At 64.7% G+C, this 15,269-nt stretch carries 14 protein-coding genes and 1 tRNA gene; 11 read left to right on the top strand and 4 right to left on the bottom strand.

What is annotated here, in order from left to right:
* The first annotated feature begins 19 nt into the window (after nt 1-19).
* Nucleotides 20-355, top strand: coding sequence for a Rieske (2Fe-2S) protein (locus SSKA14_RS06575; protein ID WP_008265352.1), 336 nt, complete (start codon nt 20-22; stop codon nt 353-355).
* 272 nt (nt 356-627) lie between these two features.
* Here the strand turns inward: SSKA14_RS06575 and SSKA14_RS06580 are convergent, their stop codons facing one another.
* The 4 genes from SSKA14_RS06580 to thiS all read right to left on the bottom strand — a co-directional run bounded on the left by SSKA14_RS06580 (nt 628) and on the right by thiS (nt 4,364).
* Nucleotides 628-2,475, bottom strand: a complete 1,848-nt coding sequence (locus SSKA14_RS06580) for an SLC13 family permease (RefSeq protein ID WP_008265947.1) — start codon at nt 2,473-2,475, stop codon at nt 628-630.
* Between the two features lie 27 nt (nt 2,476-2,502).
* A complete protein-coding gene (gene trmB, locus SSKA14_RS06585) occupies nt 2,503-3,237 on the bottom strand; it encodes a tRNA (guanosine(46)-N7)-methyltransferase TrmB (RefSeq protein ID WP_008268324.1) in 735 nt (244 codons plus the stop codon).
* Complete coding sequence (locus tag SSKA14_RS06590) at nt 3,237-4,031, bottom strand: thiazole synthase (RefSeq protein WP_008265101.1); 795 nt, start codon at nt 4,029-4,031, stop codon at nt 3,237-3,239. Before SSKA14_RS06590 ends, trmB begins: the two co-directional genes overlap by 1 nt.
* 132 nt (nt 4,032-4,163) lie before the next feature.
* Nucleotides 4,164-4,364 (bottom strand): sulfur carrier protein ThiS, encoded by a 201-nt coding sequence (gene thiS, locus SSKA14_RS06595; protein ID WP_008265079.1) that lies wholly within the window; start codon nt 4,362-4,364, stop codon nt 4,164-4,166.
* A 207-nt stretch (nt 4,365-4,571) separates the two neighbouring features.
* Here thiS and SSKA14_RS06600 point away from each other — a divergent pair, with 207 nt between their 5' ends.
* The 10 genes from SSKA14_RS06600 to SSKA14_RS06645 all read left to right on the top strand — a co-directional run bounded on the left by SSKA14_RS06600 (nt 4,572) and on the right by SSKA14_RS06645 (nt 15,027).
* Entirely contained in the window at nt 4,572-6,407 is a 1,836-nt protein-coding gene (locus SSKA14_RS06600) for an autotransporter domain-containing esterase (RefSeq protein ID WP_008264925.1), read from the top strand.
* Between the two features lie 130 nt (nt 6,408-6,537).
* Nucleotides 6,538-6,611, top strand: a tRNA-Gly gene (locus SSKA14_RS06605).
* A 241-nt stretch (nt 6,612-6,852) separates the two neighbouring features.
* Nucleotides 6,853-8,781 carry an integrase arm-type DNA-binding domain-containing protein gene (locus tag SSKA14_RS06610; RefSeq protein ID WP_008264493.1) on the top strand — a complete coding sequence of 643 codons (1,929 nt, stop codon included), beginning with the start codon at nt 6,853-6,855 and terminating at the stop codon, nt 8,779-8,781.
* 564 nt (nt 8,782-9,345) lie between these two features.
* Nucleotides 9,346-10,101 carry a hypothetical protein gene (locus SSKA14_RS06615; protein WP_008265643.1) on the top strand — a complete coding sequence of 252 codons (756 nt, stop codon included), beginning with the start codon at nt 9,346-9,348 and terminating at the stop codon, nt 10,099-10,101.
* A 118-nt stretch (nt 10,102-10,219) separates the two neighbouring features.
* Nucleotides 10,220-10,432, top strand: coding sequence for an AlpA family transcriptional regulator (locus tag SSKA14_RS06620; RefSeq protein ID WP_014603611.1), 213 nt, complete (start codon nt 10,220-10,222; stop codon nt 10,430-10,432).
* Nucleotides 10,433-10,474: 42 nt separating this feature from the next.
* Complete coding sequence (locus tag SSKA14_RS06625; protein WP_008268124.1) at nt 10,475-11,350, top strand: ParA family protein; 876 nt, start codon at nt 10,475-10,477, stop codon at nt 11,348-11,350.
* Nucleotides 11,334-11,582, top strand: a complete 249-nt coding sequence (locus SSKA14_RS06630) for a hypothetical protein (protein ID WP_008268494.1) — start codon at nt 11,334-11,336, stop codon at nt 11,580-11,582. Before SSKA14_RS06625 ends, SSKA14_RS06630 begins: the two co-directional genes overlap by 17 nt.
* Entirely contained in the window at nt 11,575-13,203 is a 1,629-nt protein-coding gene (locus SSKA14_RS06635) for a ParB family protein (RefSeq protein WP_014603610.1), read from the top strand. Before SSKA14_RS06630 ends, SSKA14_RS06635 begins: the two co-directional genes overlap by 8 nt.
* Before the next feature lie 15 nt (nt 13,204-13,218).
* Nucleotides 13,219-13,779 carry a DUF2857 domain-containing protein gene (locus tag SSKA14_RS06640; protein ID WP_008267477.1) on the top strand — a complete coding sequence of 187 codons (561 nt, stop codon included), beginning with the start codon at nt 13,219-13,221 and terminating at the stop codon, nt 13,777-13,779.
* A 3-nt stretch (nt 13,780-13,782) separates the two neighbouring features.
* On the top strand, nt 13,783-15,027 hold the full coding sequence (locus SSKA14_RS06645) for an STY4528 family pathogenicity island replication protein (RefSeq protein ID WP_033940508.1): 1,245 nt from the start codon (nt 13,783-13,785) through the stop codon (nt 15,025-15,027).
* Nucleotides 15,028-15,269: the final 242 nt, after the last annotated feature.

The raw sequence follows: 15,269 nt of genomic DNA on the forward strand, positions 1-15,269 counted from the left end.
TACTGTCCGAGCCTTCGCCATGACTGCCGCTGCTGCCCTGATCGCCCTTGATGCCATTGCCGATGGCGCGTTTGCCGAGGTCGAAGCGGTGGTTGATGGCGATGCCGAGTCGGTGGTGCTGTATCGCGACGGCGCGCAGGTGCACGCCTTCCTGAACATCTGCCCGCATGCCGGCCGCCGCCTGGACTGGGCGCCCGGGCAGTTCCTGAAGAGCCGCGAAGGCCATCTTGTGTGCGCCGCGCACGGTGCTTCGTTCGCGGCGGACAGCGGCGACTGCATCGCCGGCCCGTGCAAGGGCGACCGCCTGCGGGCCGTGCCGGTGGACGTGCGCGACGGGCAGGTCTACCTGGCCTGAGGCCACCGGCGTGCGAACCAAGGTTCGCACCCACAGGATCAATGGGTATCCAGAGATTCATCCACGCATCTGGCAGATCGCGGAAATCTGTCGAAGGCGGGGCGGGTCCGGTTGCGGGGGCGTGAGCCGCATGGATGCGGCGACCGAGCTTACATGGATGTACTTGCAGCGTCCCCCGCAACCGGACCCACCCTGGCACCCCACAGGAAGCCAGCTTTTGATGTTGACGTTGCTTCGGCGGGTGCAGGGCGCAGCCCTGCCGATCAATCCCCTCAGAACATCAGGTTGATCATCAACACCACCACGCAGGTGTAGATCAGCGACAGTGGGCCGCCGACCCGCCACATCTCGCGCGGGGTGTAGTTGGCCGGACCGGTGATCATCGAGATCACCGGATTGGAGGCCGTCATCAGGTTGTTGGACGCCGACAGCGCCACGATCAGCGCGAATGCGGTCGGGCTGCCGCCGGCAGCCAGCGCCAGGTTCACCGCGATGGGGACCATCACGATGGTCGCGCCCACATGGCTGATCACCAGCGAGAAGGCCGTGGTCAGCAACGCCAGTGCCACTTCCAGTACCCACAGCGGAATGCCGGTGGGCAGCTTGTCGATGGTGTGCCCGGCCACCCATGCCGCCGCGCCACTGGAGTCCATTGCCCAGCCCAGCGGAATCAGCCCGGCCATCATGAACACCGTCTTCCAGTTGATCGAGGCATAGGCCTCGTCCATGCGCAGCACGCCGGTCAGCAGCATGCCGGCGACACCGGTCATCAGGGTCAGCGCTACCGGCAGCTTGCTGGTCAGCGCGATCAGGATGGTCAGCGCGAAGATCGCCATCGCGATCTTGAACTTGTGCGGGCGCTGCTCGCCGGTCGGGTAATCGGTCACCACCACGAAGTCCCGGCTCCTGGCGGCCTGTGCCAGGTCGGTCCAGATGCTGTGGAAGACCAGCATGTCGCCCGCGCGCAGCTGCACGTCGCGCACGTCTTCGCGGATCACCTGTTTGTCGCGGTTGATCGCCAGCAGGCTGATGCCGCGTTCCTTGCGCAGGCGCAGGTCGGCCGCGCTCTTGCCGATCACGTTCGAGGTCGGCGGCACCACGGCCTCGGAAATGCCGGCGCGGCTGGGGTTGAACAGGTCGCCCAGGTGTTTCAGGCGCGAGGACATGCGCAGGAACTGATTCTGCGCGAAGTCGCTGATCTGCTGGCGCGGGCCCATCGCACCGAGCACGCTGCCGACCCAGATGCGCATCTCCGCCGGCGGTGCCAGGCGGGTGTCGTTGCCGGTCTTCAGGGCCAGCATCAGCGGTGCATCGTGCAGGTTCTCCGCTTCGCCCAGGGTCATGCCCACCAGCGGGCTCTCGGCGCTGACCACCAGCTCGAACACATCACCTTCAATGCCGTAGGTCTTGGCGAAGTAACTCTCGGTACGTGCCGGGGTGACCCCGTCGTTGACCAGGTTCTCTTCCTCGATCAGCTTGCGGTCGCCGTAATAGCGGAAGTACAGCAGCGAGGCGACCAGCAGCGCCACGCCGATCGGCAGCGGCGCGAACATGCGCAGCGGCTCGATGGTGGCCAGGCCCGAGGGCAGGTTGTTGTTGGCCGAGGCCAGCAGGTCGTTCAGCAGGATCAGCGGCGAGTTGCCGACCATGGTCAGCGCGCCGCCCATCACGATCGCCGCCGAGATCGGCAGCAGCAGGCGCTGCAGGGTCAGCCCGGTGCGCGCGGCCAGCCGCGAGGCGACCGGCAGGTACAACGCCATCACCGACGGGTTCTGCATGAAGGACGAGTTCAGGCCGGCAATGGCCGTGGTCATCATCAGCAGCCGCTGTTCGACACCATGGCCGCGCCGCAGCAGCCAGGCGGCCAGTCGGTTCAGCGCCCCGGTGCGGTCCAGGCCCGCACCGAGGATGGTCGTGGCGATGATGCTCATCACCGCGTTACCGGAGAAACCGCCGAAGATCTCCTCCGGCGCGATCAGCCCGGTGACGCCGAGCACCACCAGCACCACCAGTGCGACCACGTCGGCACGGATGCGCTCGAACAGGAACATCGCCATCGTGAAGCCGACCAGCCCAAGCACGAGCTTCATGTCGTTGGTCAGCGTCAGCGCGGTATCCATGTGGGGCGCGGCGTCCTCAGGCGATCGTCAGGTGCGGTCGTACAACAGGTCCCAGACGCCATGGCCGAGCTTCTGGCCACGGGTCTCGAAGTGGGTCTGCGGGCGCCAGTCCGGGCGCGGCACGCTGCCCCGCGGGCCGGCACGGTTGACCAGTCCGGCGGTGGCGTCGAGCACGTCCCACATCTGCTCGGCGTAGTCCTCCCAGTCGGTCGCGCAGTGCAGGCGGCCACCCGGGCGCAGCTTGCGCACCAGCAGATCGGCGAACGCCGGCTGCAGCAGGCGGCGCTTGTTGTGGCGCTTCTTGTGCCACGGGTCCGGGAAGTAGATGCGCACTTCATCCAGCGCGCCGTCGGCGATCTCGTTCTGCAGCACTTCCACCGCATCGTGGTGGTACAGGCGCACGTGGTCGGCGTTGTCGTCGGCCAGCGCGTTCAGCAGGCGGCCCACGCCGGGCGCATGCACCTCGATGCCAATGTAGTCGCGCGACGGATCGTGCTGGGCCGCGAAGCGCAGCGCGGCACCGTTGCCGAAGCCGATCTCCAGCACCTTGTGCGCCGGGCGGCCGAAGGTGGCGTCCAGATCGCGCGGCTGGCCGTTGTAGTCGATGCCGAAACGCGGCCAGCGTTCGTCGAACGCACGCTGCTGGGCGGGCGTGAATCGGCCCTGGCGCAGCACGAAGCTGCGCACTTCACGGCGGCCTTCGCTGACGGTGAAGGGCTTGGGCGGGGCCTTGGAGCCGGCGCTGTCGAAAGGATTGGTCATCAGCCGATCAACCCATCCAGCGGGGAGGACGCGCTGGCGTAGCGCTTGCGCGGGATGCGCCCGGCCAGGAAGGCCTCGCGGCCGGCCTCGACGGCTTTGCGCATCGCGCTGGCCATCAGCACCGGGCTGCGTGCGCCGGCGATGGCGGTGTTCATCAGCACGCCGTCGCAGCCCAGCTCCATCGCGATCGCCGCATCCGAGGCGGTGCCGACGCCGGCGTCGACGATGATCGGCACCTTCGCGTCTTCGATGATCTGCAGCAGGTTGTACTTGTTCTGGATGCCCAGGCCCGAGCCGATCGGCGCGGCCAGCGGCATCACCGCAGCGCAGCCGATCTCTTCCAGGCGCTTGGCCAGGATCGGGTCGTCGGAGGTGTAGACCATCACCTCGAAGCCGTCCTTGACCAGCTGTTCGGCGGCCTTGAGGGTCTGCACCACGTCCGGGTACAGCGACTTCTGGTCGCCCAGCACTTCCAGCTTGGTCAGCTTGTGGCCGTCCAGCAGCTCACGGGCCAGGCGGCAGGTGCGCACGGCGTCCTCGGCGGTGTAGCAGCCGGCGGTGTTGGGCAGGATGGTGTAGCGATCCGGCGGCAGCACGTCCAGCAGGTTCGGTTCGCCCGGGTTCTGGCCGATGTTGGTGCGGCGGATGGCCACGGTGACGATCTGGGCGCCTGCAGCCTCGGTGGCCAGGCGGGTTTCTTCCAGGTCCTTGAACTTGCCGGTGCCGGTCAGCAGCCGCGAGCCATAGGTCTTGCCGGCGATCACCAGCGAATCGGGGGAGACATGAACGTTCATGGCGCGATTATCGCTTATCCGCCTGAAGATGGGGTCACGCAACCAAAGGTAGTGCCGGCCGCTGGCCGGCAGATGTGAGGCGTCAGGCAGCATCGGATTGCCGGCCAGCGGCTCGCACTGCCCGGAATGGTTTCAACCGCCGCCCAGCGCGTGCACGATCTCCACTACGTCGCCCTCGGCCAGGACATGCTCGCCATGGCGGCTGCGGCTGACGATCTCGCCGTTAACCTCCACCGCCACCCGGCGCTGCAGCAGCTGCTCGGCCTCAAGCAGGTCGTGAAGGGTCGCCGAAGCGGGCAGGGTACGGGGTTCGCCATTGAGCTGGATGTTCATCGGCGCATTGTCGCTGATAGCCCGCCAGGATCGGAACCGTTGCAATCTGTTCCAGATGCCACGTCCTGCACAGCACGTTGGCGCAGGGCCGGGTGACAATCCATGCGGCGGCGCAGCGTGAGCAAAAGGCGGCGCGGTGAAACCATTCACCGTGCGCCGGCGTACGTCCGCCGGGTCCTCAACGATTTCCCCACAGGAGTTCTTTACATGCTGCTCAGCAAACGCCCGATCCGCTCCCTGATGGCGGCCGCGATCGCGCTGGCCGCGGTTCCGGCCATGGCAGGCGAATCCCCGTATACCCACGCGGTGTTCTTCGGCGACAGCCTGACCGACGCCGGCTACTTCCGCCCGCTGCTGCCGCCGGGCGTGCAGCCCGTCACCGGCCAGTTCACCACCAACCCGGGCTGGGTGTGGTCGCAGCAGGTGGCCAACTACTACGGTGTCAACGGCGCGCCCAATGGCAACGGCCAGAACGGTGACAACTACGCCGTGGGCGGCGCCCGCGTGTCGGTGGAAGGGAGCGGCGGCCTGGGTCCGATTCCCTCGCTGAAGTCGCAGGCTGCTCGTTACCTCGCCGCAAATGGCGGCAAGGCTGACGCAAATGCCCTGTATACCGTGTGGGGCGGCGCCAACGACCTGTTCGCGGCGGCGGCTGCGCCGGCACAGGCGCAGGCCATCATCGGCGCAGCGGTCACCGACCAGATCGCCCTGGTCGGCGCGCTCAAGCAGGCGGGTGCGCAGTACGTGCTGGTGCCGAACCTGCCCAACGTCGGCCTGACCCCGTCCTTCCGTGGCCCGAATGCCGGTGCCGCCACCGCGCTGTCGGCCGGTTACAACAAGGCCCTGTACGGTGGCCTGAAGCAGGCCGGCATCGAGTTCATTCCGCTCGACACCTTCACCGTGCTGGGCGAAGTGGCCGCCAACCCGGCCATGTACGGCTTCACCAACGTCACCAGCACCGCCTGCAAGATCGATCCGACCAATCCGACGCAGAGCATCCTGACCTGCAACCCGACCAGCTATGTCAGCCCGGATGCGGCCAATACCTATCTGTTCGCCGATGGCGTGCATCCGACCACGGCCGGCCACCAGCTGCTGGGCCAGTACGCGGTCTCGGTGCTGGAAGCCCCGCGCCTGCAGCAGGTACTGAGCCACTCGGCACAGACCATCGGCCGTTCGCGCGCCGACCAGGTCAGCATGCACCTGGGTGGGCGTCCGGCCGACGGCCTGTCCTGGTGGGGCGGCGTGCGCGGCGATCTGCAGCGCTACGACCACGCCGACCTGTACGACGGCCTGGCACCGGCCGGCCTGTTCGGTGTCGACTGGGCGCGCGACGGCATGGTGTTCGGCGGCTTCGCCGGCTTCGGTCGCCTCAATGCCGACTTCGGCAACAGCCGCGGTGACTTCACCCAGAAGGACACCACCGCTGGTCTGTTCGCCGGCTGGTACCACGACCGCATCTGGGTCAACGGCCAGGTCAGCTACACCTGGCTGTCCTATGACGTGAACCGCAAGGTCCAGCTCGGCCCGGCTACCCGCGAGCACGGCGGTTCGCCGGACGGCAGCAACCTGACCGCAGCGCTGAACGCCGGTTACGAGTTCGGCACCGAGGGCGGCTTCCGCCACGGCCCGATCGCCTCGGTGATCTGGCAGAAGGTGAAGATCGACGGTTACACCGAAAGCGCCGCGACCGGCACCCTGGCCACCGCGCTGGGCTATGACCGCCAGAATGTCGATTCGACCGTTGGCCGCATCGGCTGGCAGGCCCGCTTCGACGGTGGTGCGGTCAAGCCGTACGCGCAGCTGACCTACGACCACGAGTTCGAAGACAACAAGCAGGCCAGCGCCTGGCTGCAGACCCTGCCGGAACTGGGCAGCTATCGCGTGTCGGGCCTGAACTTCGACAAGAACTACGCCACCGTGGTGCTGGGCGCCCGTACCGAACTGTTCGGCCTGCAGAGCAACTTCGGCGTGAGTGCTTCGGCCGGGCAGAAGCGTGCCCAGGACGCGACGCTGTTCGCCAACTTCAGCGGCAGCTTCTGACCCACGCGTCATCCCGGGCACCACACGGTGCCCGGGATGCCTGACAACAGCGCCGGACCGTGTCCGGCGCATGCGGCGCGGCCAACCATTGCGCAACACCGGCCCCAGCGCATAGACTTTCCCCCGCAACGCGGGCGTAGCTCAATGGTAGAGCTGTAGCTTCCCAAGCTACTGACGTGGGTTCGATTCCCATCGCCCGCTCCACTTCGACTTTCCAGGGACTTCCACCGGAGTCCATAGAACGCCGTAAGTCATTGTCAGGATTGAGGATTTCCACCCAACCTCGATCCACTGACATCCAGCGAAATCCACTCCCAGCCGGTTCTAACTGGTACGTTGAGCGGTACATTGGCAATGCGGAGGTTCCCAAAACCGTATTGTTGCTGGAGGAGCCGGGGTTCCGTCGGGAACATGGCATCCAACTCGCTTCGCAGGAGTTGGGCTCATGCTTTCAGACCTCCAGGTTCGACAGGCCAAGGTGACCGGCAAGGCGTACTCGCTTGTCGATTTCGACGGTCTCTACTTCCACATCTCCGCCACCGGCTTCAAGGCCTGGCACTTCCGCTTCACTTGGGGCGGCAAGCGCGAGCGCATGTCCTTCGGCGGCTATCCCGCGCTTTCCCTGAAAGACGCTCGTAATCTGCGCGACGAGGCCCGGGCAATGCTGGCCAAGGGCATCAACCCGCATTCGGAGCGCAAGCGCAAGCGCCACGCCATCGTCCTGGCGGGCGAGCACACCTTCCAGGCCATCTACGACAAATGGCTGGCCCACCGCAGCCTCTCTCTGGAAAATGAGGGCCGCCAGAGCACGCCCAAACAGATCGGGCGCGTCTTCGCCAAGGATGTGTTTCCCGTATTGCGCCACCTGACCATCTATGACGTCACCCGCGCCCATCTGCTGGACATCATCGGCAGAGTGGAAAAGCGTGGCTCGCTGTCGGTCGCCGAGAAACTGCGCACCTGGTTCAGCCAGCTATTCACCTACGCCTCGGTGGTGGTGCCCAACATGGGCGACAACCCGGCCAAGGATTTGGATGTGGTGGCGATGCCGCTGCCGCCGGTCGAGAACAACCCCTTTTTGCGCATGCCCGAGCTGCCGGCCATGCTGCAGACGTTGCGCAAGTACAGCGGTCGCCTGAATACGCAACTGGGTCTACGTCTGCTGCTGCTCACGGGCGTGCGCACCGGTGAATTGCGCTACGCCACGCCCGATCAGTTCGATCTAGAACGCGGTCTGTGGATTATCCCGGTTGTCAGGCTCAAGCAACGCAAGCAACTCACCAAGAAGAAGCGCCAGCGCTTCGCCGACATCCCGCCATACATCGTGCCACTGTCGTTGCAGGCACAAGAAGTCGTTCGTCATCTGCTGGGAAATCTGAAGCCAGCGCAGGTCTATCTCATCCCCGGTGATTGGTGCCTGAAAAACCCTCTCAGCGAGAACACGCTCAATGGCGCGCTCAAGCGTATGGGATATGAAGACCAGCTCACTGGGCACGGCGTTCGCGCCACAATCTCGACCGCGCTCAATGAATTGGGCTATCCGCCCAAGTGGGTAGACGCCCAACTTTCGCATGCCGATCCGGATCGGATCAGCGCGACCTACAACCACGCCGAGTACGTCGAGCAGCGCCGCGTCATGATGCAGGACTGGGCCGACCGTCTGGACTTGTTCGAGCAGAATCAGGTCGAAGTTGCCAGCACACACCTGACCATCACGCTGCAGGGCCTGCCCACGATTGCCGGACAGGCGGCAGCGCAGCCGCCCGCCCTGAATCCAAACGCCCCTCAGTTGATCGTTGCGCCTGCACCGGATGCGCCAGCGGTTCCAGCTTCCGTCTATCGACTTTCGGCGGTGCATCTGCCCGAGTACGCGCGACCCACGCTGTCAGAGGTGCAGCGCGAGCGCTTGCAATTGCTGGAGATGTTCGAGGCGCCTCACAACCTATCAGTCGCCGATTACGCCAAGCTGGTTGGCAAGTCCCGCCGCTGGATCACTTACGAGATTCAGGCCGGCAATCTCCTGTCGATCCATCTGGGTCACCGTGGGCAGCGCGTCCCGGACTGGCAACTCGACCCCATCAAACGCAAGCTGATTCAGGCTGTCCTGAAGCTGGTGCCGCGCGGCATCGACACTTGGCACATCTATCACGCACTGCTGCGGCCATACGATGCCCTGGGCAAGTGTCCAGTCATCGAGGCAGTCGATCCGACCAACCTGCATCTTGCAGCTCGACTGGTCGCCGCACATGCCATAGAAACCGATGAGCTTGCAGAGCAATCGGAGGCGTCTCCGGTGCTGGCCAGGCAGACTGTAGAGCGCCTGGTAAAAACGGCAATGTTGGTTGATACGCCCGAAGATCTAGTCGCCCGTTGAGCTGAGGCCGGACGGCAGCACCGTCCGGTCAAGGTCAAAGCAGGGAACAAAGGTTGATCGCTTCGCATGACCAACCCTCCGTCTTCTGCGCGGCCAACTCGCAATGTTCAGTAGCAGGTAGCGTTTCGCGTCGAATCTGCGCCTGGCAGTCACCATGGGCGACTTCTCTGTGATGCTATCTCGCTATATCAGTATCCAGATCGGATATGACGCCAGCAGATTTCCGTTGCCAATCCCAAGCCCCGAGCAATAGATTCCGACCGCTCGCCGCTTTTTGAAACCGCTGGCGTATCAGACCATACCGATACGGTTTTGCGGGAGCCGCAACTTCTCACGATCCTGATAGCGCAAGCGTCACTGTCGAGCCGCGACGGACGCTCGATTTTCTTGTGCTCGATGGATTTTTGCACATCGAGCACACAACGCCTACTCGTTGCGCGAACTGATCAGAAGTAATCAAAAGCGGGTGTCATCACTCGCGTCTTGCGCGGACAACAGGCCGACCATGAGGACGGCTGCAAAAGCAGTCGGCCCTGTAGTTCTTCTCCTGGAAGGAGACGGAGCATGCACGAGAACAAAAATGATGCACCAACATCAAAGGTGTTCTACCGCCCGCTCGAAGCATCCATCCGCTGGGCCGGACTGCTGCGATACGAGCAGGTGATCCTGGCTTCGGTCTCGTCGCCTATGAATCTGCCGCAGTCGCTGGACTGCCCACGTTTGGGCGAACTGCGGCTGTACACCGACCGCATCTATGACGGCATCCTCAACGGGGAACTGCCCTTCGGGCAGCACGGCATCACGACGCGCGACACCGCGTTGATCGAATCGCCTGATCTGACGGTACGCCATGTCGATCTGAAGTGCTGGATGCGCCAGCACTACCCCGAGCAGCGGCCCGGCTTTCTCTTCTCCCGCGGCGAGCGCATCACCCATCCCTTCATCTCTCTGGAAACAGGGCAAGCCATGCTGGTCGAACGCCAGGCTTTGAAATCCGTCCTGGAACAGACCAAACGTCAGCTTCGCGAGTTGCAGGACAAGCATGACGCGCTGCTCAAGCAGCCCACGGTGATTCCGGCATGCGCGCAGTGTCCGATCAGTGATCGAGCCGAGGCCACCTACCTGAACATCGTTGGCGGCCTGTTGGAGCTGATGCTCGGCCAGTCGCCATCGGGCACGCCGTACTCCAGCTTCAAGACGCAGGAGGCCGTGGTCAGCGCGCTGGTCGCCCATCACAGCGGTGCCATGGGCATCGCGGAGCGGACATTGAACGGCAAGTTCGCCACCGCCAGGCGCCGGCTGCGTAGCACTTCCCTCTGAGATTTGCCAGCTTGTATGTGCAGTCGCGGAGATTGCATTTGCAATGTCTTTTCGCAGCCGTGTCTATTGAATAGAGGTCACGCCAACAAACGCCACTGAGCGTTCAGGAGTGACCGCCATGTCGCAAACACCTGTACTGCAGCCAAACGAGCGCCGCATCCTGCGCCTGGAAGAAGTCGAAGCGAAATCCGGTTTCAAGCGCGCCCACATCTACAACCTGATGAAGAAACGCCAGTTCCCGCAGGCGCTGCGTCTGGGCGTGCGCGCCGTGGGCTGGGATTCCATCGAAATCGATCAGTGGATCGACGAGCGCGTCAATAACCGGGCCTGACCCGTCCTCCCGCGGACTTTCCATCCTCATACGGAGAACGCCATGCAGGTCGTATCCATCATTTCAACCAAAGGTGGGGTCGGCAAGACCACCACGGCTGCAAACCTGGGTGGTCTCGCTGCGGACGCCGGGCTGCGCGTGCTGCTGCTCGATCTCGATGTGCAGCCCACCTTGTCCTCCTACTACGAGCTGGCTCACCGCGCGCCGGGCGGTATCTATGAATTGCTGGCCTTCAACGAGCGCGACCTCGACCAGCTTGTGTCCCGCACGATCATCACGGGCCTGGACTTGGTGCTCTCCAACGACCACCGAGGCGAACTGAACACCTTGCTGCTGCACGCGCCAGACGGGCGCCTGCGGCTGCGGCATCTGCTTCCGGCGCTCAAACCCCTCTACGACCTGGTGCTGATCGACACCCAGGGCGCGCGCTCGGTACTGCTGGAGATGGCGGTGCTGGCCTCCGACCTCGCGCTGTCGCCAGTGACCCCAGAAATCCTCGCCGCCCGCGAGCTGCGGCGCGGCACCATGCAGTTGCTCGCGGACATTGCGCCGTACCGGCAGCTGGGCATCGAGCCGCCGCCGCTGCACCTGCTCATCAACCGCGTCCATCCGGTGTCCGCCAACGCCCGGCTGATCCAGCAGGCGCTGCGCGATCTGTTTCAAGACCATACCGACATCGGCGTGTTGGCCACCGACGTGCCGGCCATTGAGGCTTATCCGCGTGCCGCGACGCGCGGCCTACCGGTGCATCGGGTCGAGTACCGCCAGCCAGTGGGCAGAGTCGCTCCCGCCGCGCTCGCCACCATGCGCGATCTTGCTGGCGAATTGCTCCCGCAGTGGCAGGATCGATTTGCCGCAGTGTCCGGCCGTCCGCCACAGCCTCTTGATACCAGGAGGCCCCATGGCCAACGCACATGAACTGGCCCGAGGCCACAGCCGGCTGCGCGCCCTGATCGAGTTCGCCGTCGGCGAAGGCTGGCACGTCAAGCGCACGGCGGGCGGTCACCTCAAGTTCACCAAGGCAGGCTGCGCCGCGATCTACACCAGCTCGACGGCCAGCGATCACCGGGCAGCCCTCAACGCCCGTGCGCAGATCCGTCGCGCCGAGCGCGAGACCCGATCCCTAGCGCAGGGGGGCGGCCATGACTGAGATCACCTCCCAGCAGATGGCCGGCAAACTGCTCGCGTCCGGGTTCGAGCGCAGCGGCCCGTCAGCAACGACCTTGAGCGACCCGATCGCCGACACGCCCATGATCGTGACGCTCGACCAGTTGCGCCCCTACGACCACGACCCGCGCAAGAAGCGCAATCCGGTGTACGAGGAAATCAAGGCATCCATCCGCGAGCGTGGCCTGGACGCGGCTCCGGCCATCACCCGGCGGCCCGGCGACGATCACTACATCATCCGCAATGGCGGCAACACGCGACTGGCAATCCTGCGCGAACTCTGGTCGGAGACCAGGGACGAACGTTTTTTTCGGGTCTCATGCCTGTTCCGCCCATGGCCCGAGCGTGGCGAGATCGTCGCGCTCACCGGGCATCTTGCGGAAAACGAACTGCGCGGTGGCCTCACCTTCATCGAGCGCGCTTTGGGCGTCGAGAAAGCGCGCGAGTTCTACGAACTGGAAAGCGGCCCCACCCTGAGCCAATCCGAGCTGGCCCGCCGCCTGGCCGCCGACGGATACCCCGTGCAGCAGTCGCACATCAGCCGCATGGCCGACGCGGTACGCTACCTGCTGCCCGCAATCCCGACCGTGCTCTACGCCGGCCTGGGGCGTCACCAGGTCGAGCGGTTGTCGGTCATGCGCAAGGCCTGCGAGCGCACCTGGGAGCATTACGCCAAAGGCCGCTCACTGGTTCAGGGCTTCGACGAATTCTTTCAGGAAGTGCTGTCGCAATTCGATGTCCAGGCCGACGAGTTCTCTGCGCAGCGCATACAGGACGAGCTGATCGGCCAGATGACCGAATTGCTGGGTGTTGATTACGACGTGCTCGCTCTGGACATGACCGAATCCGAGAGCCGCCAGCGTGCCTTGGTCAGCGAGCCGACGTCGCCCCCGACGCCGCCTGCCTTGCCAGAGCCAGAGGCCATCGCGCGCCCGCCTGTCAATACCGCGCCACCCACCACGATGCCGACGGCAACTCCCTCGACGGGCGAGAGCGACGCGGATGCCAGTCATTCGGGCGCAGTCAGTTCGGCGGTATATGACGACCTGCTTCAGGAGCACATTGTCTCGCCGGCGCCGACAACCGAGCGGCTTGAGTCCATCCAGCGCATGGTCGCCGACCAGTTGGGCGATGCACTGCCGCACGATTTCTCGGCGAACGTCTTGCAGTCCATCCCGGTGCAGGCTGGCGGGCTCTATCCGATCTCGGATGTCTGGTACATCGCCCCCGGCCTGGACACACCCGAGCACCTGCGCATCCACGTCGCGCAGTTTGCCCGCGAGATTGCGGTCGAGGCAGACCTGGGCGAGTGCATCGATGACCGCCCAGACGGCATCGGCTTCGCCTGCCGTGCTCGCACCACAAACCCAGCGCCGCTGGGCCGTGCCGTCCATACGCTGTTGGCTTGCCTGGCCGGTCAGCAGCCCGCCGACGTCGGTCTGGACAACGGGCAAGTCATCATCGACCTGCCGGCGCTGCTGCACGGCCAGGGCGACGCAACCGGGCGATTGAGCGACACCGCGCTGGTCAAGCTGTTCCGCCTGCTGCGACTGGCCCGCCGCCTGCTCGATCTCGAAGCCGGCACTGCGGACTCTGGAACCTAAGCGAGGGAGGCCAGCATGTCCACAGCACACCCACTCAACCAGGCTGTCATCGCCCAGGCCCTCTATGACCTGCGCAATGGGCAACTGCGCCGCTGCAAACTGATGGGGTTTGGCGAGGCAGAGTTGGACGCCCTCAAGCATCCCGCGCTGATCAGCGTGCTGGCCAACGCCAACGTCTCCTGGTGCTCAGTGACGGTCAACCGCGAAGTGCTGCGGCGGCTGCTCCAGCAGGCGCAGGACGTGGAGAAGGAAATCGCCACAGTCGATCGCATGCTCAGGCTGGGCGCGAGCACGGAGATGGTCAGCAAGTTCTATGGCTTGACGCATCAGGAAGTAGCGCTTCGCCGTGAAATCCTCGGTCTGCCCAAGCGCAAGGGCCGACACCCCGTGCTGGACGAGGAGCAGGACACGGAGCTGTGGCGGCAATGGAAGGCCGTGACCAACAGCAGAACGGTCGATCTCGAAGACGAAACCTCCATCCTTGATGCCGCCATGGACTTGGCCGAAGGCATGTCGCTGCCTCTGTCGGTGGTCTGGGCCTCGATCAAGAGCTGGGTCGATCAGGGATTGGCTTGAGTCATGGCTGTGGACGACACCGTACCACGAGTCCGACGCCAAGGCCCCATCGCACTCGCAGAGCTGTTCGATGCTGCGCTGAAAGACCTTGTGCCCAAGCCCGCCCCCAGCGCACCTGCGTCTACACCTGCACAGTCGCCCACGCCCACCTCCGGCGATGCTTTCCTCTTCAGTGGCAACCGGCACGAGACGGTGCCACGCAAGTTGTTCCTCGACCGCCGCCTGACGCCGCTGGAACGAAACGCCTGGCAAGTGTTCCGGCTGATGCTCAACGACGACGGCGTGACCGCATTTCCCACCTACGAGCAGTTGCGGCCCTGGCTGGCGTCCATGCCCTGCGCAGGCCAGGCCTCGCATGAAACCGTGGCACGAGCGCTGACACTGATGCGCCTGACCCGCTGGCTGAGCCTGGTTCGGCGACGGCGTGACCCCAAGACCGGTCGCATCCTTGGCAATCTGTACGTGCTGCACGACGAACCCCTGACACCGTTCGAGGCCATGCAGCTCGACCCGGACTACCTGCAACTCGTCAGCCAGGCGCTCGGCCATTCTGCCAAGGCCGTGCAGATCGTGGGCCTGAACACGCTCAAGGAAATCGGTGAAGACCCATTACTGGCCGGACGCACCCTCCCGTCACGGTTGCAGGTGATGGCCGAACGTCTCGCCAACCAGGACCTCACGGCCAGCGATAGTTATCCACAGGAGGACGCCATTCACGATTCCGAAGAAGGGGCTCCGAGCCTTCTTCGGAATGGCGAACGACCCACTACGGATTCCGAAGCAGGGCTGAAACCCGCGCCAGACGTCTCTCTTCGGAATCCGAAGCAGGCCCGTACAGTACGTAGTAGTTGTATTAATGAAATACGTACTACTGCGCAGGCGCGCGCACTGGGCGATCTGCAATGGCCCAAGCGCTTTGCGCAACTGAAGGCGGAGCAGCAGGCGGGTGCCAAGGTGGCATTGCAGCAGGTTGATCCCTCGCTGAGGCAGGACGTGCTGGACGAATGGGCCGCGCGTTGTAGCAACCACGGCATCCGCAATCCCGCTGGGTATCTGTTCGGCATCATCCAGCGGGCCATCCACGGCGAGTTCAATGCCTGGACCAAGAAAGACCCGCCACCGGCACCCACTCAGCCAAACGAACGGCCACCACCCGCACCGCCACCCCAAACGCAGGGTAAGCCGGTGCCACCAGAAGTCGCCAGGCAGCACATCGAGCGGCTGCGAGATCTGCTCGCCAGCAAGTGAGCCGACCGACAAGGCGGTGAAGTGGACGCCCATGGATGCCAGTAGAGCTATCCCCTGGGGATAGTTCCACCGTTGGGGCGGATGCCGTGCAGTCGCAGGCCTCCCCTCGAACATCTGCCGCAGCATCGGTGTTGTCCGCCCTGATCCCGACGCGCAGCGTTCGCTGGCCCTGCATGGAGTTATCCCCTGGGGATAGCTCGCGCCGCAGGCGGCCACCACGCGCTGAACCGGGGTCTGGCTGG

This window comes from Stenotrophomonas sp. SKA14 (assembly GCF_000158575.1).
Taxonomy (GTDB): Bacteria; Pseudomonadota; Gammaproteobacteria; order Xanthomonadales; family Xanthomonadaceae; genus Stenotrophomonas; species Stenotrophomonas forensis.

Excerpts from the sequence above, each read along its gene's own strand:
- SSKA14_RS06630 (WP_008268494.1), top strand. The coding sequence starts at position 11,334 with ATGGCCAACGCACATGAACTGGCCCGAGGCCACAGCCGGCTGCGCGCC.
- SSKA14_RS06640 (WP_008267477.1), top strand. The coding sequence starts at position 13,219 with ATGTCCACAGCACACCCACTCAACCAGGCTGTCATCGCCCAGGCCCTC.
- SSKA14_RS06635 (WP_014603610.1), top strand. The coding sequence starts at position 11,575 with ATGACTGAGATCACCTCCCAGCAGATGGCCGGCAAACTGCTCGCGTCC.
- SSKA14_RS06645 (WP_033940508.1), top strand. The coding sequence starts at position 13,783 with ATGGCTGTGGACGACACCGTACCACGAGTCCGACGCCAAGGCCCCATC.
- SSKA14_RS06600 (WP_008264925.1), top strand. The coding sequence starts at position 4,572 with ATGCTGCTCAGCAAACGCCCGATCCGCTCCCTGATGGCGGCCGCGATC.
- SSKA14_RS06610 (WP_008264493.1), top strand. The coding sequence starts at position 6,853 with ATGCTTTCAGACCTCCAGGTTCGACAGGCCAAGGTGACCGGCAAGGCG.
- SSKA14_RS06615 (WP_008265643.1), top strand. The coding sequence starts at position 9,346 with ATGCACGAGAACAAAAATGATGCACCAACATCAAAGGTGTTCTACCGC.
- thiS (WP_008265079.1), bottom strand. The coding sequence starts at position 4,364 with ATGAACATCCAGCTCAATGGCGAACCCCGTACCCTGCCCGCTTCGGCG.
- SSKA14_RS06620 (WP_014603611.1), top strand. The coding sequence starts at position 10,220 with ATGTCGCAAACACCTGTACTGCAGCCAAACGAGCGCCGCATCCTGCGC.
- trmB (WP_008268324.1), bottom strand. The coding sequence starts at position 3,237 with ATGACCAATCCTTTCGACAGCGCCGGCTCCAAGGCCCCGCCCAAGCCC.
- SSKA14_RS06590 (WP_008265101.1), bottom strand. The coding sequence starts at position 4,031 with ATGAACGTTCATGTCTCCCCCGATTCGCTGGTGATCGCCGGCAAGACC.
- SSKA14_RS06575 (WP_008265352.1), top strand. The coding sequence starts at position 20 with ATGACTGCCGCTGCTGCCCTGATCGCCCTTGATGCCATTGCCGATGGC.
- SSKA14_RS06580 (WP_008265947.1), bottom strand. The coding sequence starts at position 2,475 with ATGGATACCGCGCTGACGCTGACCAACGACATGAAGCTCGTGCTTGGG.
- SSKA14_RS06625 (WP_008268124.1), top strand. The coding sequence starts at position 10,475 with ATGCAGGTCGTATCCATCATTTCAACCAAAGGTGGGGTCGGCAAGACC.